Origin of the sequence: Candidatus Synechococcus calcipolaris G9 (genome assembly GCF_029582805.1) — a bacterium.
Taxonomy (GTDB): domain Bacteria; phylum Cyanobacteriota; class Cyanobacteriia; order Thermosynechococcales; family Thermosynechococcaceae; genus Synechococcus_F; species Synechococcus_F calcipolaris.
Genome location: NZ_JAKKUT010000001.1, coordinates 295,683 through 316,925 on the forward strand (window position 1 = coordinate 295,683; position 21,243 = coordinate 316,925).

Sequence of the window (21,243 nt, forward strand, 5' to 3'; positions counted from 1 at the left end):
TAAATCAGGCTCTATATACTAGCGTACTGCGGTTTGCGAGAGGATTATGTCGTTCCGAGAAGCAATGTTTTTGATTCTTGATAAATTATCCACACGCCCCTCTGTAAATACCTCTCGACCCATCTCCAAACATTCACAAGAACCAGCGATCGCCGGCAATTATTCTTTCAATGAATTGTTTTAATGCTTATTTATTTAGGCACAAACTAATTAAAACTGTTAGCTTTAGTAAAGCAACAATTTTTACCGACTTTCAAAGCCATGGCCGATAGTGAGCTAGGGGCCAGCCAAAGGCTAGATTTTGCTCCTTGTTAACTTGGTGCTTGTTAAATCGTCTTCAGGAGATGCGAACCATGAATCGTCCCCAGATTGAACTCATTCCCAGTCGGGAAGCCGTTTGCACAGATCAAGACATTACCCTAGATGTCCTCATCAAAATTACGCCCCCCCTGCCCGATGTCCCCAGCGATCGCACCCCTTTGAATTTAGGATTAGTGATTGATCGCTCTGGGTCGATGGGCGGCTACAAAATTGACTATGCCCGTCAGGCGGCTTGTTTTGCCGTAGAGGAATTACTACCAACGGATCGGGTCAGCATCACTCTCTTTGACAATCAGATTGATACATTAATTCCCAGTACCTTGGTGAACCATAAAGCCAGTATTCTCTCGCAAATTAAGCGTATTCACGCACGGGGTTCAACGGCCCTGCACCAAGGATGGTTGAATGGTGGTGTACAGGTCAGTCAACATTTAGACCCCCAATGCTTAAACCGAGTGCTGCTCTTATCCGATGGTTTGGCCAATGTGGGCGAAACCAATCCGGATCGCATTAGCCAGGATGTCCATGGGCTACAGCAAAAGGGTATTAGTACGACTACCTTGGGTTTAGGGGAAGATTACGACGAGGACTTACTCCTAGCCATGGCCCAAAGTGGCGATGGTAATTTTTATCATATTCAGTCCCCGGAAGAGTTACCAAACATCTTTGAAGTGGAACTCCAGGGACTAATGGCAACCGTGGGACGGGTGGTGAGCTTAGGCATCGAACCCCAGGGAGAGGGAAAAGTTCTCCGGGTTTTGAACAATCTGGAACGAACTCCCAAGGACCGACTTAAGTTAGCCAATTTGGTAATGGGTAAACCCATTCTGGTTGTGGTGCGTTTACAGATTCCGGCCCAAGCCAGCGGTCAAGGGGCGGACAATCTTTGCCAGTTCCGTCTGGCGTGGAATAGTCCTGATACCCCTGACCGGCAAGAACTGCGGGCTACCCTATCCTTGGAAGCAATCAATCATCACCTGTGGGAGCAGTTGCCAGAAAACAAGGAAGTGGCAGTGCAGGTTGCCCTATTCATGGCTGCCCAAGCTCGGGAGGAGGCGATCGCCCAGGCCGATCGCGGAAACTACTACGCAGTAGCTCAAATCATTGATGATGAGTTAACGGACTTAGAGGCCCTTGGTGATATAGCAGTCGCCACATAGATTAGGACGCTATGCTTAGAACGTTCTCCATCGCTTCTCGTAGGGTGTCAAACTCACCTAAGCATTTGCGAATCCGGCTCTTAATCCATGACCAACATTTTTCAATGGGATTCAAGTCGGGAGAATAGGGGGGCAAGTACCATACCTCACAGCCTGCTGCTTTCACCAGTTCTTCAATTCGTCCGCCTTTGTGAAAACTGGCATTGTCAATCACGAGCGTCTGCCCTGGCTGCAATACGGGAATCAAGCAGGTTTCTCGCCATACCTCAAAGATGGAGCGATTACACATGCCGTCTACGGTAAATGGAGCCATCAATTGACCTGCACACAGAGCCGCAATCATATTGACCCGCCCACTCCGACAACCTGATTTGAGGGCAAAGAGACGCTCCCCTTTTGGGTTATAGCCATAGTCATATTGGTCACGATTATCCATCCCTGATTCATCGGCATACACTATCGATTCCAACTCAACGGTTGCTAGCTGGGCTAAAAACTCAACTCGCTGCTCCTCGTTACGCTCTTGGTAGCCATAGCTTTTTTTTTACGGGTGAAGTTGATGCGCTTGAGAGCACGGCTAATGGTTCGGTCACTGATCTCGTCGTCCCATAATTCCGCGAGTTGCACTTGCGTTTTATCCGAATGCGTCCCAACAAACGTTTTGAATGTGTCCCAATCGATAATTTTATGGCTATGACCGAAATGATTGTGGGGGCGCGCTTGAAGGTCTCCCGTTTCTGCCCTGAGCTTGAACCACTGATGAATTGTGTTGCGGCTGATTCCAAATGCCTCACTCGCTTCACTCCGAGTCATCCCGTTGAGTTCGATGGCTTCGAGGACTTTACGCCGAAAATCATAGTCATAGGCTTTGGGCATCAAACGTTCTCAATCAAGGGCAGATTTTTTCTCTATATTCTATATTATGTCCTAATCTATATATGTAGTTGCTATATGTGTGAGGACGACGGTGAGCATGATCTTGTGCACGCTTGCATGGGAGACATGAAAGAATTGACGGACTTAAAACGGGACTTGGAACAAGGAAAGGTAAACGCGATGCGTAAAAAAATGCGCTTCCAATCCTCAGGACGGCATCGGAGTCAAAAGGACTAACCCCAGGCCTGGCCTAAGGGAATGGCGGCTTTCGCCCCCGTGACACTAGGTAGATTTCCAGGACAATGGTGGTGATGCCAGTAGGCAAGTACTGCAAAGGCGATCGCTTCCTTTGCATCCACTGGAACCCCCATTTCGGTCGTCGTTAATACGGGAATGGGGGCAAGGTGGTGGATCAATCGTTGCCGCAGATAGGTATTGTGGGCACCGCCGCCACAGAGTAACACTTGATCGGGAGGTACGTCCAAAAATTGCTGATAATTCCTGGCGATCGCCCGGGCCGTAAAGTCCGTTAGGGTCGCCAAACAGTCCGCTGCACTGAGATCATAGGCTTGGGCATCCCCCAGACAGGCCCGCAAAAAATCAGGACTAAATAACTCGCGTCCGGTGGACTTAGGGGGTGGTTCCTGGAAAAAAGGATGATTCAGCCATTTCTCCACGAGGGGCTGGCAAATTTCACCGGTGGCGGCCCACTCCCCATCGCGATCGTAAGTCTTTTCACCCTGGGAAAAATGGTTTACCGCCAAATCAATGAGGACATTCCCCGGCCCCGTATCCCAACCAATTACGCCAGAGCCATGATCATCAATCTGCCCCAAGGGCGGCAGAAACGTAACATTACTAATGCCACCAATATTTTGGATACAGCGAGACTTTTCCGGGTGGCCCAACAAACTGAGGTCTACGCGAGACACCAAAGGGGCCCCCTGACCACCATAGGCAATATCATGAACCCGAAAATTACTCACCGTCGGCAGATGGGTTAAATGGGCAATGAGATCTCCCCGGCCAAGTTGCAGGCTATAGCCCAAGTGGCTTCCAGAGGGGGGACGATGAAACACTGTTTGACCATGGGAACCAATTAAATCCGCAGATCCACCATATTCAGCCTGTAACTGTTGGGCCGCGTCCGCAAAGGCATGGGCGATCGCATCGTCTAATTGGGCAAACGCCGCCATGGATAGGGGAGAACCGGCACATACATCAAGAAGTTGCTGGCGTAGTTGTCGCGGATAGGAATAAGTGCTAAAACCGTGGAGATGAACGTTTAAGTCAAGATTTTTGCCTTGAATAGTAACGAGGGCTGCATCGATACCATCTATGGAGGTGCCGCTCATTAAGCCGATGACCTGCATGGTAATGTTCCTGTATGGGTGTGATGGGTTCTTTTTAATTTATTTTTCACTGAACTGGATTTAACTGTACTCAACTGCACTAAATTGCCTGTTTGCCTAACACCATTCCTGTGGATACTGTCCCATGCCATACTATTACCCATTTTCCAATCGCACTATGCTGAACCAACTCATTCATTGGTTGGCTCGTTTGGGGGCGATCGCCGGGGCCCATTTTATCCTTTCCCTACCTGCCCAAGCCCAAATAGCCCCAGCTTTGAATGGAACAAACACCACAGTCACCGTCAATGGTCAGCAATTTGATATTGGCGGCGGTGCCTTTTCTGGCGATGGTCAAAATCTTTTTCATCTTTTGCGAGAGTTTAACTTAAATGAGGGGCAGATAGCTAATTTTTTGTCTAACCCCCAGGTTCGCAATATTTTAACGGGGGTCAATGGTGGCAACCCCAGCTATATTAATGGTTTACTCCAAGTCACTGGCGGCAATAGCAACCTCTTTCTCCTCAATCCTGCCGGTATTGTCTTTGGGCCGAATGCCAGTTTGAATGTGCCCGCAGCCTTCCATGCCTCCACTGCCCAACGGGTGCATTTTGATGGTGGTGTGTTTGATATTAATGGCGTGAACGACTACGCTAACCTACTAGGAAATCCCACGGGCTTTGAATTTCTCAATACTGGCATCATTATCAATGAAGGCAACCTAGCTGTAGGTGCGGGGCAAAACCTGAGTTTGATGGGACATCAGGTGATTAATACAGGAACCCTTTCAGCGCCGGGGGGTACGATTACCATTCAAGCTGTACCCGAAACCGGTATGGTACGCATCTCCCAGGAAGGAATGCTCCTAAGTTTGGAAATTCCAGCGGATCGCATCCCCGCCGATGGCATTATTCAAGCGGTGGATTTACCGCGCCTGATTACCGGGGGCCCAGATCGCCCACGGGTCAATAGTGTGGTTCACAATGACGATGGCACCATTAGTTTGATCCATGACCCCACCAAGGTTCCCATGAATCGCAATACAGCGGTGGTGGGGGGAACCCTAGATGTCTCTAGTGGCACTGGACTAGGAGGGCAAATCAATGTCCTCGGTGAAAATATTGCCCTGATCAATGCCCAATTCGATGCCTCCGGTATCCTTGGTGGCGGCACGATGCTCATTGGTGGGGATTATCTAGGGGGCAGTACAGGAACGAATCGTTTAGATAGTAGTTTCAATGCCCAAAACCTCTTTATTAATCCAGGTAGCAGTCTCAATGCCGATGCCCTCAACCTAGGGGATGGCGGTACGGTCATTGCCTGGGCTGATAACGCAACCCAATTCCATGGCTTTATTTCAGCGCGGGGTGGCCCCAGTGGTGGTGATGGTGGCTTTGTCGAAACCTCTGGGAAACAGTTTCTATCAGCAACCGGCATGGTGGATGCCAGTTCTCCCTTGGGCAATGCGGGGATGTGGCTACTGGATCCAACCGATATTGAAATTGTACCAGGGGTGATAAGCCTCAACATAACGGCTGGCCCTGTATTTGGGGCTGATCCAATCATTTCGGTTAGCTCACAGTTAGGGGCGGGTCTAATTAACGCCGCCTTAGACCTTGGGACAAACGTCACAGTCACCACGACCAGTGATGGTACCGCCGCCGGTAATATTGTGGTTAACGCCCCTATTATTCAAACTTTGCCTCTCAATGCAACACTAACATTAAATGCTAACAATAATATTGAAATCAACCAACCGATTACTTTTTCGGGATTTGGTAATTTAATTTTGAACAGTGGGGGGATTGTCACTCAGTCTGCTCCTATTACAAACCTTAGTGCTGTGATTCTAGGAGGTTCTGGTTCTTTCTTTTTAACCCATTCTGGTAATCAATTGAATAGCTTAGAGGGTACGGGTACAATTTCTGGTTCTGTTAATATTGTGAATAACAGTGGGTTACTTAATATAGAGGGATTGCAAGCAGCATCTATTTCCATTGAAACAACTGGAATCTTACAAGGCAACAGTTTACCTATTCAAAGTTCCAGTGGTGGCATTAATATCCAAGCGGATAGTTTATCGTTGATGTCAACCTCTCCATTGACAGCAAATGGTGGCGGCAGTATCTCGATTAATACAATTAATAACATTTCCCTTGGGGGTGGTGGTACTGGCATTCAAACGAATGGTGGTGGCAATATTAATATTTTTTCGGGACAAAGTATAATCTTCACAAGTATTCCCGATGGGGTCAAAGTTATCACAAATAGCGGCGGCAATATTAATCTCCAGGCAAGTAATTTAATTCAATTACAAAGTAATGATGATGTTGCTCCCGACAAAATACATACCTTGGGAACTGGTGACATCACTCTGCGAGCTAATACGATCTTGACGACGGCCGAAAGTATTATCCAGGGTTCAGGCAAGATCAGTTTTCTGCCGAATAATTTTAGCAGTCCAATTACAATTGGTGATGGCCCAGTTCCCCCCGGGGCCTTACATTTGAATAGTCTTGTTTTGGGGGCAATCCAGCCCGGCTTTAATCAAATTGTGATTGGGGCCATGGATGGCACGGGGGTGATCAATGTAGAAACCTTGGTTAGTCCATTAAACACGAATTTGAGACTCAATACCCAGGCAGGCATTGGGATTAATAGTCCCTTAAATTTAGGCAGCTTTAATTTAACGCTGAATGGGGGTGGACTGGTTACTCAAAATTCACCCATCATCGTCACTGGCCTAGAATTACTGGGGGGCGGTACATTTAACTTAATGCATCCGGGCAATAACATTATGACTCTGGCAGCAAACACCAGTGGGGCAATTAATCTCAATACTGGCAGTGGCTTAAATATTGGCATGGTAGATGGTACGTTTGGTGTCAATACCAATGACAATATACTGAACTTAATGACCGGGGGTAATTTAACTCAAACGGCTCCGATTCAAACGGGTTCCCTAGGCTTAACCGTTAATGGTTCCGTAAGCTTAAATAATCCCAACAATCAAATCAATATTCTAGCTGCCCAAACCACAGGTAATTTTAGTTTAGTTAACAGTAATGAGATTATCGTTGGCTCCGTGAATCCCTCAGGCATTAATAGTGGCGGTAATGTGTTTTTGCAAACTCTCAGTGGCAATATTATCCTCAATCAACCCATTGCTGCGGCCGCTGGGGGCGATTCTATTGTCTTGGTTGCGGGAACTAACTTTATTAATAATGCCGGGACTTCTGCCCTAAGCGCCCCCAATGGTCGCTGGCTCGTGTACTCCACGGATCCCGCCAATAATATTTTAGGTGGATTACTCGGATCTGAACAATTTAGTACGATCTTTCCTGGCGGAGCTAACTTTAGTGGCAGTGGTTTTCTCTATCGAGTTGGCGGGCCGGTTTCACCACCACCAGCACCAACAACGGAATCAGCTACTACACCCCCACCAAAGCCTACCCTAGAAGAACCCATCCTAACGGCAGAAAATGTATTTGGTGATGAAATCAATCGAATTTTATTTGGACAAGAAGAGGACAATCTCGAAGAAATTGATGAAACGATAACTGAAATTGAACAGGAGCAAGTCACGGGTAGTACAACCTTCTTTCCTGGGGTTGAATTTGCCCGAGAGCAGATTGCCAATGCCCTGGATCAAGGGGATTTTAATACTGCCGTTGARTGGCTAGAACGACTCTATACCCATGAGTTTAGTGAGTATTTCCAGGAGATTTTTACCACCCCTGGCAGCAATACCCTAGTTAACCTGAGCATTAATAATGTTCAATCCCTACTCATGGATATAGGGCAGCAAACAGGACAAACTCCGGCCCTACTCTATACCTTTATTCGACCGGGACAACTGGATATTTTAGTGGTTACTCCCTCTGGGGAACCCATCTATATTCCGGTGCGGGAGGCGAACCAAGAGGCCCTTCAACAGGTGATGAATGCCTTTAACCGCGAGGTGAAGGATCCCTCAAAAACAAATACGAATAGTTACCTACCTGCGGCCCAACAACTCTATCAATGGATGATTGAACCCCTGAATGCAGAACTACAAGCACGGGGGATTGATACCCTATTGCTCTCAATGGATGAAGGATTTCGTACCTTACCCATGGCAGCCTTGCACAGTGGCGGTTTTGATCTCATTTCCAGCGCGGTTTCCGATACGCCAATGATTGTGGCCACGGGCAATGGTCAATTCTTAATCGAGACCTATAATCTAGGGCTGATTCCCAGTATTAATTTAATTGATACCCAGTTTCAGTCAATTCAAACATCCCGTATTTTAGCGATGGGTGCGTCAGAGTTTACAACCCAAAGTCCTCTGCCCGCGGTTCCCGTTGAGCTTGAGGTGATTAGTCAGCAGTTGGGAGGTGGCTCAGACTTTTTGAATCAAGCCTTTACGGTTTCCAATTTGGAAAGTCAGCGGCGGCGCGGCAGTTACAATGTGATTCATTTGGCTACCCATGGGGAGTTTAATGCCGGTAGTCCCAGTAATTCCTACATCCAGTTTTGGAATAGCCAATTGAGTTTAAGTGAGTTGCGAGATATTCGCCTAAATCGTCCCCCCACAGAGTTATTAACCCTCAGTGCCTGTCGGACGGCGGTGGGTAGCCGGGAAGCGGAGTTGGGCTTTGCCGGGTTGGCTCTACAAGCGGGGGTGAAAAGTGCGGCGGCGAGTCTCTGGTATGTGAGTGATGAGGGGACGTTGGCGCTGATGACGGAGTTTTATAATCAGTTGGAAACTGCCCCCATAAAAGCGGAAGCAATGCGTCAAGCCCAGTTAGCCATGGTACGGGGGGAAGTGACCATCGAGGGCGATCGCCTGCGGGGGAGTGGTGTGCGCGGTGGAGAAGGGATTGTCCTACCCCAAGAGTTAATGATTGAGGGTTCCCGGAATTTATCTCACCCCTATTTCTGGTCGGCCTTTACGTTGATCGGTAGTCCCTGGTAGGAAGAGGGGGATATTACGTTAGAAACGGATTAGTCTTGGTTACTCTCCCGGGGCTTTTTACTGCGCCAAAGCAATCGAATGGGCGTTCCCTGAAAGCCTAACTGTTTCCGAACCTGTCGCTCAATATAACGACGATAGTTATCCTTGAAGAGCTTACTATCATTCACAAAAATGGCGATCGTTGGCGGTTGGGTGGAAACTTGGGTGGCGTAATAAATTTTTCCTTGGCGACCTTGACGGGTGGCGGGAGGGCTATGCCAATGGATAGCATCCTGGACAACTTCATTAATGACCGATGTACTCACGCGGCGACGGTGTTGCTCAACGGCAGCCTGGATGGGTTGGAATAGTTTATCGAGGCGTTGGCCGGTGAGGGCACTGACAAAAATAACATCGGCCCAGTCTAGAAAGTTTAACCGCTGGTAGAGGCGATCGCGGTATTCGTTCATGGTGTAGGTGTCTTTTTCAACCGCATCCCACTTGTTCATGACAAGGACACAGGCCCGCCCCTGATCAGCAATGTGTCCCGCCAACCGTTGATCCTGCTCACTCACATCCTCTAGGGCATCCAGGACAAATAGAATCACATCGGCGCGATGAATGGCTTTGAAGGCGCGGTGAACCCCAAACATTTCCGGGCCATACTCCACACTTTTGCGACGGCGAATACCTGCTGTATCAATGAGCCGATAACGTTGGCCATCTCGCTCAATCAGGGTATCAATACTGTCGCGGGTCGTACCAGAAATGGGACTCACAATGGCGCGATCGCTCCCCAGTAAGGCATTGAGAATACTGGACTTACCCACATTGGGACGACCGGCAATGGCAATATTAATCTCCGCTTCAACCTCGGTGGCGATCGTCTCTGGCAAATAGGTAACCAGTTGATCCAGTAACTCGCCGGTACCACTGCCATGAATACTGGAGATCGGGTAGGGTTCCCCCAGACCTAATTGCCAAAAGTCTGCGGCTTGGGCAAGACCCTGCTGGGGAGATTCACATTTATTGACCGCTAGCAAAACTGGCGTGGATTGTTGCCGTAACCAATGGGCAATATCTTCATCCAGAGGTGTGGGGCCGTTTTGTCCATCCACGACAAAAATCGCCGCCTGGGCCTCGCTCAAGGCTAGAAGAGCTTGTTGGCGGATCAGGGGTAAAAACTCCGTCTCATCATCAAAAACCAGGCCCCCCGTATCCACCACCAAAAATTCGCGATCGTGCCAAAATGCAGGCCGATAGGTGCGATCGCGCGTCACCCCTGACGAGTCATGGACAATGGCATCCCGCTCACCGGTGAGGCGATTAACAAAGGTAGACTTACCGACATTGGGACGACCAATGACTGCAACAATGGGTAGGGACATTAGATCCACCCAAACCTAATGGGATTCGCAAAAATTGGCAGAAAGGCTAAAAATAAAGCGTTAGGATTCAAGCTGGCTATCGCGTTTGTACTGTTGATAGGCGGCAAAAAACAACCCCGCGATCGTTACGGGAATCAGGCCGAGGACAATGCCGCAGAGTAGAGGTTCAATCATAATGTTCTATGTTCTCGAAAGAAACGATGGCGAAAGGGTAAAGGGGATAATAACGTTAAAGGGTATAAAATCCCATGCAATCCTCAAGATACACTATTATCAAGGTTCTTGGGTAGTATATCCAGGATACTCAGGAGTTCAACAGGTTGGATCAAAACACCATACATTCCCCATGGCAACAGGGGAGCATCCTAGACGTGGCGATCGCCAGCTTGAGCGTCACTGGGGACGGGGTGGGGCGTTGGCAGGATCGGGTTGTTTTTGTTCCCGATACGGTTCCCGGAGATCGGGTGCGGGTGCGCTTAATCCGGGTGAAACCCAGCTATGCCCAGGGCCAATCCCTCGAACTATTGGAATCCTCTCCCCAGCGAGTCCGGCCGCCCTGCATTGTCGCGGATAAATGTGGCGGCTGCCAATGGCAAACCGTGGCCTATGGGGAACAGTTGACGGCGAAGGAAGCCAATGTATGCCATGCCTTGGAGCGCATTGGTCAGTTTAATCCTGTGCCCCTAGATAACATTGTGCCGGCCCCAGACCCCCTGGGCTATCGCAATAAGGTGACCTATCCCTTGGCCGAACACCAGGGCAGGGTTTTAGCGGGCTATTACCGCAAGGGCAGTCATCGCCTCGTGAATTTGAATCAATGTCCGGTTCAGGATGACCGCCTAAATCCACTCTTGGCCGGCATTAAAGGGGATATCCAAGATCACCGCTGGCCCATCTACCAGGAAAGAACCCATACAGGCAATCTCCGCCATTTGGGCTTACGGATTGGGCGGCGAACCGGGGAACAGTTAATTACCCTGGTGGGCCGCGATCGGGACTTACCCCAATTAGAGGCACAGGCCCAGACGTGGTTAGAGGACTATCCAGGGGCGGTGGGGGTCTGTTTTAATCACCATCCAGAGCCGGGAAATCGCATCTTTGGCGATCGCACCGAGGTGATTGCCGGCCAAGCCCATCTACGGGAAATTTTAGGGGGACTGGAATTTCAGATTGGCTCCACCACCTTTTTTCAGGTGAATACGGAGCAAGCCGAAAACCTGATTCATTGCCTTTTAGAGCACCTTGACCTTAGGGGTAACGAGGGAATTGTGGATGCCTATTGTGGTGTGGGAACCCTGAGTCTGCCCCTAGCCAAAAAAGGGGGGTGGGTTGTGGGCATTGAGCGTCATCGGGAATCGGTTGCTCAGGCCAGGATAAATGCCAAGAATAATCAAATTAACAATGCCGAGTTTATGGATGCCGCCGTGGAAGACTGGCTACCTCAGCACCAAGAAAAACCAGATATTGTGGTTCTGGATCCACCGCGAAAGGGGTGCGATCGCCGTGTATTGGCGGCCCTTTTGGCAACCAAACCAAGCCGAATTGTTTATGTGAGTTGTAACCCCGCCACCCTTGCCCGAGATTTGCGTGAGTTATGCCACCAGGGAGACTATAGACTAGAGCGAGTACAACCCTTTGATTTCTTTCCGCAAACGGCCCATGTGGAAACCCTTGCCTTTCTTTGTACCAACTGATCTAACTCAGCACCATGACTAATGCACTCACCGCTAGTTCGCCCCTGGTGATTTGGACAGGAATTGGCCTCCTCTTTTGCCGCTGGTTGCCGCCGATGATTCCCCGCTGGTTGGGGCGACTCCTCTACTGGGTGGGGGTACCGATACAGATTTTTACCCTGGTGCATCGAACGGATTTTTCCCAGTTAATTTGGTTCTCGCCGCTGTTAGCGTTTATTACGTTGGTGGTGGGGTTTGTGATTGCCCAGTTGTGTTACCCATTACAACGGCGGTGGTGTTTACCCCAATGGGTGTATTTTCGTCCCCCAGTAGTAGAGTTGGGCTTACCCCAGCAGGAGGAACGGCAGTATCAGGGAAGTTATTTACTCTCGTCTATTTTGGGGAATACGGGTTTTGTCGGCCTGGGTATTGCCACTCCCTTACTCTCTAGTAATGGTCTAGCCTGGGCCGTATTTTATGCCATTACCCAAAATGCGGTGGGAACCTATGGCTTAGGAGCCTTTTTATCTAGCTATTACGGCCGTGATCAGAATAGTCCCTGGTGGCTAAAATTTCGGGATGTCCTCACAGTCCCCACGATTTGGGCCTTTGGTTTGGGTTTGCTGAGTCGCTCCTGGGTGTTTGCACCGGTGGTCAGTCAGTCCCTAGATATGGAGGTGGCGATCGTGATTCCCACCGCCTTTATTTTGATTGGGATGCGCCTGAGTCAGTTACCCGGTTGGCAAAGTTTTCGCATGGCGGTTATTCCCACGGTAATCAAGGCCCTATTTTTACCTTTATTGATGACGATAGTGGTGTATCTCATGGGATTGCGGGGGGATCCAGCCCTAGCAGTGGTACTGATGGCCGGCACACCCACCGCCTTTGCTGCCCTGATTTTAGCCGAAGAATATGAACTCAATAGTGATTTGCCCACCGCCAGTATTGCCCTGACGACGGTGGCATTGATCTTAGTTTTACCCCTATGGATTTTTCTATTTCGGTCGGTGTTTGTTTAATTAAGGTTTGATTTTCTTCACATCAGCAAGAAGAAAGATTAGGGCACTTCAAACCATAGGCTACGTCGACTCGCTCTGAGGATCCATTCCTTGATATTTTAGCGGGAAGGGAGTAATTGAGATGCCATTGAGCAAATACTGAAAAAAAGATGAAAAATGAGCTAAAATTTGTCATAACTTTTCCGAAAATAATCTATGACAACTCCTAAGCCTAACAGTGTGGACAAAGCCTTTTCTGCCTTCATTAATTACCTACAGACCAACAATCGAATCGCCAAGGCAGAGGCCAGTGATGATGCTGCAATGATTTCTTTCTTCAGCCTTGAAAATGCACTTGATGATACAGAATTAGCTGAAATTGCGGTTGCAGAAGCACGGAAAAATCCTGAAGTGAATGCCTTATTTGAAGAACGTTGGTTGCCGGGGAAACTTGATTTAAATGAATTGATCAAACTCCCAGAAGGAACTTTGGGACATGTATTTGCCGCTGATATGCTGGCCAAGGGCTTTGATCCGGATTTCTTTCATAAAGTTCCAGTTGAAAATGATATTGCCTATATGAAAATGCTCTGGCGCAGTACCCATGACATCTATCATGTCGTTACCGGGTTTGATACCGATATTGTCGGTGAACTAGCTCTTCAGGCCTTTATGATTGCCCAGCATTCGATTCCCATCAGCATTATGGCCTATGGTGCAGGTTTGGTTGAAACTGCCCTGTACAGTCCCCAGGATTTAGATCGATTGATGCAGGAAACTACTCGAGCCTGGGATATGGGAACCCAAACACCCGCTAAATTCTTGGCACAAAAATGGGATCAGTATTTAGATCAACCCTTAACGGCGGTTCGCGATCAGTTGGGGATTCCGAAATCCTTGCAATCTCAACACCATCATTAAACCTGTCTCTGGAGGTGTGACCCGCGACAACTACTCCCTTGGAGCATGGGGCCCCAGTAATATCGCTCTTCAATGACTCTAGGACAAATTAACAATTTTGACCTTGTATCGGGGCGATCATGGTCGGTTGCACTGGGCATAATAGCCACTCCTTGATTGATTCAAGACCCGGCACATCAGGCTGATGGGAAAGTGTTCCTTCTGTATCTTGGCTTCCGGTTTACCATAGACCGGCAATCACAGTCCTGAATTAGAAAAATTGCGCGATCGCTCGGATATTTACTTTGCTGATGGTCATTATTCTTGGGGAATTTTAGAAGCTCTACGCCACTATAATTTTTAGTCTTAACTAAATTCTCCCTAAAAATAGATCGATTGAAAAAAAAATCGAAGAATGATCCACCTATGTAGTAGATAATACTGGGATGTAGAGTCTTTCTATATTTCCTTGTATTCCTTAAATCCGCTCAGGATATTAGCGAACGACTTTGGCTTATATTTTTCAAACCCTACATTGTCCACAAACGCAAAGTCATACACGATTTTTGTTTGGGCTTTATTGACATCTGCACACCACTGCTTAAGGCGTTTCATCTTCAGGGGAACACCTAAGTCTTCTTGCCCCTTCGTTTCGACAATAACAACATAGCCATTCGTTAAGCGTACAATGAAATCTGGATAGTAATTTGAGATATTGCCATTAGCATTGACGTAATCCAGTTTGAAATGAACTGCCAGGTAGTTTTTGGCATAGGATACGACATCCACACATTTTTCAAGAAAACTGGCAAACTCTAGTTCAAAGTGACTATCACCAATCAGACGGTTAAACACTGACTTTTTCGGGATCATATAACCTTGATCTTTAACCACAAACGGGCGTGTCTGACGTAATTTTATCCCGCTTTGTATCTCTGCATCTCCCTTGTCTCGAACCGTTAGATCGTTGATTGCTTTTTTGAATGTTTCGATGATGGTTTTTGTGGCTGCAAGTTCTGAGAGGTTGCGTATTGTGTTTGGCGATTCCAGTTCCACCGACATTCCAAACAGTAAATCTCGGACAAATACTTTCACCTTGCCGTAGAGAACGTCATAGCCACTCACCAGTCGCAACTCTTTCATGATGGTCTGGGTGAAATAGCTCATCACACTTCGGTAGTCAGAAATTCCGGCGGTATCTAGCACTGTTGTATGGGTAATTTCGCCGGTTGTGATGTCCTTGAAAACAATTTCCCGCTGTTGTTCTTCACTGAACTGTTGATAGGTAATAGCTTGGAAGGCAAAACCACTCGGATCAAGATTGCCTAAATTTTTGTATTCGCGATAGGCCCGTGGCGTTAAGACTGGAATTTCTATATCGAGGGCATGAATATCTTTGTCTGTATTTTCATGATCCACCTCGACGATCAGCGGTGTTTTTGGTTTTGTACCTATGCCCATTTCCCGGCGTTCTAACTGAATCCCCTCAGCCTGAATTGACTCTACAAAATCCATAAAGGCATCCGTACCAATGACGCTGACATATTCCTCAATGTTGCCAGGATACATCTTACGCAAGCCTCGTCCTAGGGTTTGTTCAGGGAGAATGTTGCTCTTGGCAGAATAGGCCCGCAACCCGACGATGGTGGTTACATTCCGCACATCCCAACCTTCTTTAAGCATCAGTACCGAAACAATGGCTTTATAAGGGCTTTCAGCCAAGTCAATTTCATTGGACTGTTTGCGTAAAAGCTCTAGTTCTTCCTTGGCTTTACCGGATGCTGCTTCGGAGATATCACCATTTTTCTTGGTATGGATGGTCAGTACTGCTCCGGCAAGTTCTGGATAAAAATTCTCTAAATACTCTGCTACTTCATCACAGTTGCGGGTGTCATCGGTCATCACAAACAGGATGGCTTTCTTGCCCATCTTGATATGTTCGCCATAAGCCTTGCGCCACTCGATCACCCCTAGGTCAAGGTAATCGGCATACTTTTCAGTAAATTTGGCACTTTGTTTTTCCGATAACTTATTCCGGCTTGGGACATCCGGTAGTACAGGGTGTTTGACGACATTTTGATAGATCGCTTCTACTAAGGGGTAATCCGACACGGTTTGGACAAAGATCGCGCCGTTGTTGTGTTTCGGTGTTGCCGTCACATCTACTTGCAAACTAAGGCTGCTCCCTTTTTGCAAGAGGCGGTTATGGATGTCTTGAATGGACTTGAACCAGGCCAGTTTTGCGTCATGGATATGGTGGGCTTCGTCATTCAGTACCATCAGTTCGTTGATGTCCCGCACAATCATCCCTAAGTCCACTTTCGAGTCAGTTGTTTTACCGGTGGGACGTTTACCTAGAAAGTAATCCATCGTGTTGTCGTCATCTGGGGAGGGTATGACCTCATCATTGGAATAGACGCGGTGAATGTTGGTGAGGAAAATATTGCCTGTGTTCTGAGTTACGCTTACCTCGTCTTGGACGTGCAGGGTGAGTTGAAAATCATCTCGCCAGTTGCGTCCGTCATAACCGTTGTCGGGTAATACGGGATCCTCAAAGAAGATACGGAGGCCTTGGAAGTCGTGATAGATACGATCCAAGACAATGATGTTGGGGGCAATGACGAGAAAGTTGCGGGATAGGTCGGAGTCGGGTTCATAGAGTTTGTGGTAGAAACTCCAGGCCAGGGCTAAACTCATGACTTTGGTTTTGCCGCTACCCGTGGCCATTTTGATCACATACCGTCGCCAGGTTTCATCAAACATACTGGCTGAAACTAAACCACTGCTATCGAAGCGCATTAGGTCGTATTTATCTTTGGCTCCGGCAACATCGTAGAGATAGATAATGGTTTCGATGGCTTCTCTTTGGGCAAAGTAATACTGAAAGCTACCCATAATCGTATCTTTGCCGGGTAATAGGTGTGGCTCGAAAAACCACCAATTCAAAAGGCTTTTGCTGGTATCACTTGCACCCACATAGCCGCCATCTCGAAACTCTTTGACCTTACGGCGTAACTGGGCAACTAGCGGCGGCATGAGTTTGTCCATCGTTATATCCCGCAAGGTCTCGTCTGCCGGAAACCAGCGCACGTCTGGATCGAGGATGGCATGGGGTAAAGTCGGAAAATCAGGATGCAGTCCCATGATCAACCCTCTTGATTTAGGTCAGTTAGCATTTGCTGGACAACAGCGATAAGGGGAGCGATGTTTTGGTTACAGGTGTTGAAGATCACTTCCTCATCCACATCAAAGTAGTGGTGAGCCAAGATGTTCCGCATTCCGATCACAAGCCGCCACGGAATCTCTGGATATTGCCCGAGAAACGCACCTTTGGTTCTATCGTCTATGTCCCGAAACGCTTCCCCCACGGACAACAAAACCATACTGATCGAGTCGAGGTGTTCTCTGCCCGCTTCAGTGGTGAGGAAATCTTGCGGGGCTTTAATGCTGGCAAATCGTCCCGGTATTCGTTCCAACGCCGCCAAAATTTGGGTCAGTCGATCCCGTAACTGCTGCCGATCAGACATAAACAGCCTCTTGTCGTACCCTCTCCCTCAATCCCGCTGGCATCCGTTCCCGGAAATGGATCAAATCTACGGGCCGCCCTAGCCGTTCCATGAGTTCTTCCCGCAGTAGCACGACATCGAAAAGGGTTAATCGTGCCGATGGTAAGGGTTGATAAACAATATCCACATCGCTGTCGGGGTGGGCTTCATTGCGGGCATAGGAACCAAAGTAACCAAGGGCGGCTAAGGCAAATTGCTCGCCACGCTCTTGTAAAAATTGCTTTAACACCGCCTGCAAGTGTTCTTGGGTGAGGACAGCATCACTCATACATTCACCGCCAAGATCGTCATCGTGTCGTTGCCAAAAATATCTACGACCTTCACCGCAATCTTACGTCGCCCCGCTGTGGCTTCATGGGCAACGCTCTTTAACTCCAGGGAACGATCTTTTTTGGTTCGGAAACTTTGCCATTCGTTCTCGAAGATGTAGTCCCCTGTCCATTGTTCACGGGTTTCGCCAGTATCAGGGTCTTGGATGCGGATGATCTCGCGCTTGTTCTCAAAGTCGAAATCTACGCTCCAGTAGTCAATCCAGTCTGTCCATTGTTTCGTGAGTTGTTCTCGGTGGAGGATCCCTTTTTTGTCTTTGGTGAGTTTGATGATCTGCCCCTGTTCCACAACGACTTTGCTGCCTGTCCCACTTTTTTTGCCCAGTTCGGCTTCAGCGGTGGCGATGCTGTCCTGGGAGTAGAACACGGAGAAATCGGTTAATTCAACTGCAATGGTGGCGGATTGTCCTTTTTTGCCGGGGATTATATGGGGCTTGACTTCAATATAGGAAACATCGTGAAAGACGACTTGATTTTTTTCTACGGCTCGTTTATCAAAGACTTCGGCGGGGATGTATTTGGGGGCGATGTCTATACCTTTGCTGCGGGCTTCATCGAGGACATTTGGAAACAGACCCATCTCGAATTCAAAGCCAAGGATATCCACCTTTGTGATGTGTTTGCGGCGGCATTCGAGAATAATTTCTTCGACAAACAACCGTGTCACGGGTAAATTTACTGGCCCAATCGCCACTAACCGCCCGGATCGTTTGCCGTGAAAGTGTTCAAACTGGGCCACAGGTTCGGCACGGTATGCCCGCAAAATTAACTCGATAAATGCGGCTTCTTTTTGTGCTAACTGCTGTTGTTGTTCCTGCTCCCGCAGACTGGGGTTAATACCGATGAAGTGTTGCCGCTCGTACTTACCAAGGTTGAGAATTTCAAATGCCCGATAATCTTTACCCTCTTGTTTCAGTTGCCGTTGCACGCCGATCAGCCGCTTTCGGGTGGTGTGAATGGCAAACTTACCTAAATCCGTACAAATCCACTTACGCCCTAACTTCTCTGCTACTGCTGCGGTAGTGCCTGATCCACAAAAGAAGTCGGCAACTAGATCACCTTCATTGGATGAGGCTTTAATGATCCGTTCTAAGAGCGCTTCGGGCTTTTGAGTGGGGTAGTCAATCCTCTCGACAGCTTGCGAGTTGATTTCTGAAATATCCGTCCAAAGGTTTTGAATAGGCATACCTTTGAGTTCATCCGCAAAACTCTTCCGTCGAATTCTCGCATCTTTTTTTTCGGGAAAATGGAGACGTCCTTCACTATCCCATTGTTCCATCTTTTCTTTGGAGATCATCCAGCCATTCGGTGGGGATTTATAGCCTTTATAGTCGTAAATAAGATTTGGGCGATAGCCTGGATTGACTAAACTTGTGGGTTGATAGCGTCGCCCATTTTCATCAATGTATGTAAACCTCGTTTCAATGTACTCCTGATATTCGGGAGAGCCGAGATTATATTGAACATTGAGAGGTGTTTTTTGGGACATTGCAAAATACAAGATGCTGTCGGTGCATATTCCAAAACGATTCGATTCATGAACAGCACTCGTAGTTCCGACACGACGTTTCCAAATAATCTCATTTCGGAAATTCACACTACTGAGTATTTCTTCAAGAATAGTCCGAATAAGATTACTTACTCGCCAATCGCAATGTATGTAAATACTGCCATCATCTGCCAATAAATCCCGCATCAAGATCAGCCGCTCATAGATCATCGAAATAAAGGAATCTGCACCCTTCCCCCAGGTGTCCCGATAGGCAATCTCTTCGAGAATGTTGGGCTTTTTGGTAAACGTATCGCCGCCGATCTCTATATCCATACTGAAATCTGCCCCCACATCAAAGGGCGGGTCAATATAGATCAGCTTTAATCCACCCTGGGCTTCAATCTCATCCCGCAGCGGCCCATTCTTCAAGGATGAAAGGATCAGCTTGTTGTCGCCCCAAATTAACTTGTTAGTCCATCCCCTCAGTTGCCGCCCCCGTGCATCCATTGAGAACAAATCCATCTGCATGGCAGTATCGGCTGGCTTTTCGGCTCGTGGTTCATCCACCTGCTCAATGGTTTGAAACGGCAAGACTAAATTGCAGACCTCATTCGTTTTGCCATTCCAGACCAGTTCCACCTCCCGCTTGTCCCCAAACAGCAAGAAACGATACTTCTCCGGTAACTCCTTGTCTGCCTCCAGGTAGCGGATGATCTCCTGCTTTTCCTGATCCGTTACTTTCAACATCTTGGCTTCCGGCTTACCATAAACCGGCAATTACATTAATCACTAGCCCAACAATCACACTATAGAAAAAGAACGAAACCAGTTCATGGAATAACACAAGGCGACGAATCCGCTGGGCAACAATGCTCACATCCGAGGTTTGGGACGTGAGACTAATGGTAAAGGAAAAGTACATAAAATCAAGGTAGTCCGGCTCCTCTTCCATGGGAAAATCGAGGCCACCAGCATAGCCAGCATCATTGAGACGGTGGTGATTATCATCATAATAATAACGGGCATACTGAAGACCAAAACTGGTATGGGTCAGACTCCAGGCGGCCAATACTGCCCAAGTAGCTAAACTTACCTGAAAGGTTAACAAGGGATTGCTGCCATTTTTGCTATCCGCTAAGATGAGTCCTGTGGCAATGATACTCGCGATCGCCGTAAAGACAACCAAAATCATAATGAACAGGGCATTGGGTTCCCCCCGCTGCGATCTCACCCGTGTTTGTTGGCCATTCAAACTCAGCATCATCTTTAATAAAAGTAAGAGATAGGCGGTTACTCCAAAATCCCAAGCCAACATCAGCCGAATTGCTAAGGGGTAAGTATGGGCCGTTAGAACAAGAGTAAGGGCGGCTACCACCAAGGCAAGGACAATCCGTATTTCTGTATGAATGTGATCTAGCGATCGCCACAACCGATTCATAATACCTCCACTTTTTGATAAGCTTGTCGCTGCTGTCGCCTTTGGCGTAAATTTCCCCGAGGGGAGATCGCCCAGGTTTGAACCTTAGCTGCTTTTTCTGCCCCGGCCCACTGGGCAAACAAACATTGACCAAATAGCTTTAGTTCAGGACGCACATCTATCAGATATTGAGATGGAAAACCAGCTAGGCCATAACGGGCCCCAAAGAGACTACTCATCATCATGGCTAATAATTCTTGATGGGGACTAATCCCATCTAAACCACTCATCGCTAAATGGAAATCTGGGCCGGCGATCGCCAAACGATAGACGGTTAAATCAATAAACAAATTAAAGGGAATATCTGACGGGTGAGTTTGGAACCATTGATCAACCTGTTCTAATAAAGCCGTCCAGTTCAAATCCGCAGATAAATTTCTATATTTTATCCAGTCCACTGGGCTAGGTTGGCTCAAACTCATGTGTAGGATTTCCTTAAAGAGTGTGAGATCAGCCGTGGTCAAGGTTGCGATCGATGTCCCATGAATACCAGCCAGTGTAGTCTCTGTCACTTGCTCTAGATCAAACGTCAGCAGTGCGCTAGGAATGGCTTGCCCCAAAGATAAAGCGGACGGGGTTGAGAAATACTGCTGAAGAAGATTAGCCCACCATTCCTTAAGGTCTGAATCAGCTACATCGCCTTCATTGAGCCTAGGTTGAGAATATAACTCTTCTAGAACGTTATTTTGCCCGCCACTATCTGCTTTCGCCCCAAAGGTTCCAAGTAATGCCCCTTGAAATTGACTGAGTAGAGTGACCATCGCCATAGGCTACC

Annotated in this window: 15 protein-coding genes and 1 pseudogene; 6 read left to right on the forward strand and 10 right to left on the reverse strand. The window is 47.9% G+C overall.

The genetic code is table 11. The features are described 5' to 3' along the window. Positions 1-353: 353 nt before the first annotated feature. Positions 354-1,481, forward strand: a complete 1,128-nt coding sequence (locus L3556_RS01620; RefSeq protein WP_277865555.1) for a VWA domain-containing protein — start codon at positions 354-356, stop codon at positions 1,479-1,481. A gap of 1 nt (position 1,482) precedes the next feature. On the opposite strand, the gene L3556_RS01625 is transcribed toward L3556_RS01620, so the two are convergent. Beyond that, positions 1,483-2,357 (reverse strand): IS630 family transposase gene (locus tag L3556_RS01625; protein ID WP_277865556.1). Its coding sequence is split into 2 segments (ribosomal slippage): positions 1,483-2,025 and positions 2,028-2,357, totalling 873 coding nucleotides; the frame shifts between segments, so codons are not numbered across the junction. Positions 2,358-2,590: 233 nt separating this feature from the next. Further along, the gene (locus tag L3556_RS01630) at positions 2,591-3,730 is read right to left on the reverse strand and encodes an anhydro-N-acetylmuramic acid kinase (protein ID WP_277865557.1); all 1,140 of its coding nucleotides are present in this window, start codon (positions 3,728-3,730) and stop codon (positions 2,591-2,593) included. 124 nt (positions 3,731-3,854) lie between these two features. Between L3556_RS01630 and L3556_RS01635 the strand changes: the two genes are divergently transcribed. Then, positions 3,855-8,666 carry a CHAT domain-containing protein gene (locus tag L3556_RS01635; RefSeq protein ID WP_277865558.1) on the forward strand — a complete coding sequence of 1,604 codons (4,812 nt, stop codon included), beginning with the start codon at positions 3,855-3,857 and terminating at the stop codon, positions 8,664-8,666. Positions 8,667-8,695: 29 nt separating this feature from the next. On the opposite strand, the gene der is transcribed toward L3556_RS01635, so the two are convergent. Both der and petG read right to left on the reverse strand, forming a co-directional pair. After that, entirely contained in the window at positions 8,696-10,033 is a 1,338-nt protein-coding gene (gene der / locus L3556_RS01640; RefSeq protein ID WP_277865559.1) for a ribosome biogenesis GTPase Der, read from the reverse strand. A 60-nt stretch (positions 10,034-10,093) separates the two neighbouring features. Next, a complete protein-coding gene (petG, locus tag L3556_RS01645; protein ID WP_277865560.1) occupies positions 10,094-10,207 on the reverse strand; it encodes a cytochrome b6-f complex subunit V in 114 nt (37 codons plus the stop codon). Positions 10,208-10,353: 146 nt separating this feature from the next. Between petG and rlmD the strand changes: the two genes are divergently transcribed. From rlmD to L3556_RS01665, 4 genes and pseudogenes are all read left to right on the forward strand, one after another. Next, on the forward strand, positions 10,354-11,727 hold the full coding sequence (gene rlmD, locus L3556_RS01650) for a 23S rRNA (uracil(1939)-C(5))-methyltransferase RlmD (protein ID WP_277865561.1): 1,374 nt from the start codon (positions 10,354-10,356) through the stop codon (positions 11,725-11,727). 14 nt (positions 11,728-11,741) lie between these two features. Next, positions 11,742-12,725, forward strand: coding sequence for an AEC family transporter (locus tag L3556_RS01655; protein ID WP_277865562.1), 984 nt, complete (start codon positions 11,742-11,744; stop codon positions 12,723-12,725). A 195-nt stretch (positions 12,726-12,920) separates the two neighbouring features. Further along, positions 12,921-13,625, forward strand: a complete 705-nt coding sequence (locus L3556_RS01660) for a Coq4 family protein (protein ID WP_277865563.1) — start codon at positions 12,921-12,923, stop codon at positions 13,623-13,625. Between the two features lie 244 nt (positions 13,626-13,869). Beyond that, a pseudogene (locus L3556_RS01665) lies at positions 13,870-13,968 on the forward strand (HAD family hydrolase); the annotation flags it as partial. A 95-nt stretch (positions 13,969-14,063) separates the two neighbouring features. Here L3556_RS01665 and L3556_RS01670 read toward each other — a convergent pair. From L3556_RS01670 to L3556_RS01695, 6 genes are read right to left on the reverse strand one after another with little or no spacing between them, the layout of a single operon-like run. Continuing rightward, entirely contained in the window at positions 14,064-16,748 is a 2,685-nt protein-coding gene (locus tag L3556_RS01670; RefSeq protein ID WP_277865564.1) for a DEAD/DEAH box helicase, read from the reverse strand. 2 nt (positions 16,749-16,750) lie between these two features. Further along, positions 16,751-17,131 carry a HepT-like ribonuclease domain-containing protein gene (locus L3556_RS01675; RefSeq protein WP_277865565.1) on the reverse strand — a complete coding sequence of 127 codons (381 nt, stop codon included), beginning with the start codon at positions 17,129-17,131 and terminating at the stop codon, positions 16,751-16,753. Then, positions 17,124-17,438, reverse strand: a complete 315-nt coding sequence (locus L3556_RS01680) for a nucleotidyltransferase family protein (RefSeq protein ID WP_277865566.1) — start codon at positions 17,436-17,438, stop codon at positions 17,124-17,126. The genes L3556_RS01675 and L3556_RS01680 overlap by 8 nt, the downstream gene beginning before the upstream one ends. Further along, positions 17,435-19,768, reverse strand: a complete 2,334-nt coding sequence (locus L3556_RS01685) for a site-specific DNA-methyltransferase (RefSeq protein WP_277865567.1) — start codon at positions 19,766-19,768, stop codon at positions 17,435-17,437. Before L3556_RS01685 ends, L3556_RS01680 begins: the two co-directional genes overlap by 4 nt. Further along, a complete protein-coding gene (locus L3556_RS01690) occupies positions 19,752-20,429 on the reverse strand; it encodes a DUF1345 domain-containing protein (RefSeq protein WP_277865568.1) in 678 nt (225 codons plus the stop codon). Before L3556_RS01690 ends, L3556_RS01685 begins: the two co-directional genes overlap by 17 nt. Next, positions 20,426-21,235, reverse strand: a complete 810-nt coding sequence (locus tag L3556_RS01695; protein WP_277865569.1) for a hypothetical protein — start codon at positions 21,233-21,235, stop codon at positions 20,426-20,428. Before L3556_RS01695 ends, L3556_RS01690 begins: the two co-directional genes overlap by 4 nt. Between the last annotated feature and the right edge of the window lie 8 nt (positions 21,236-21,243).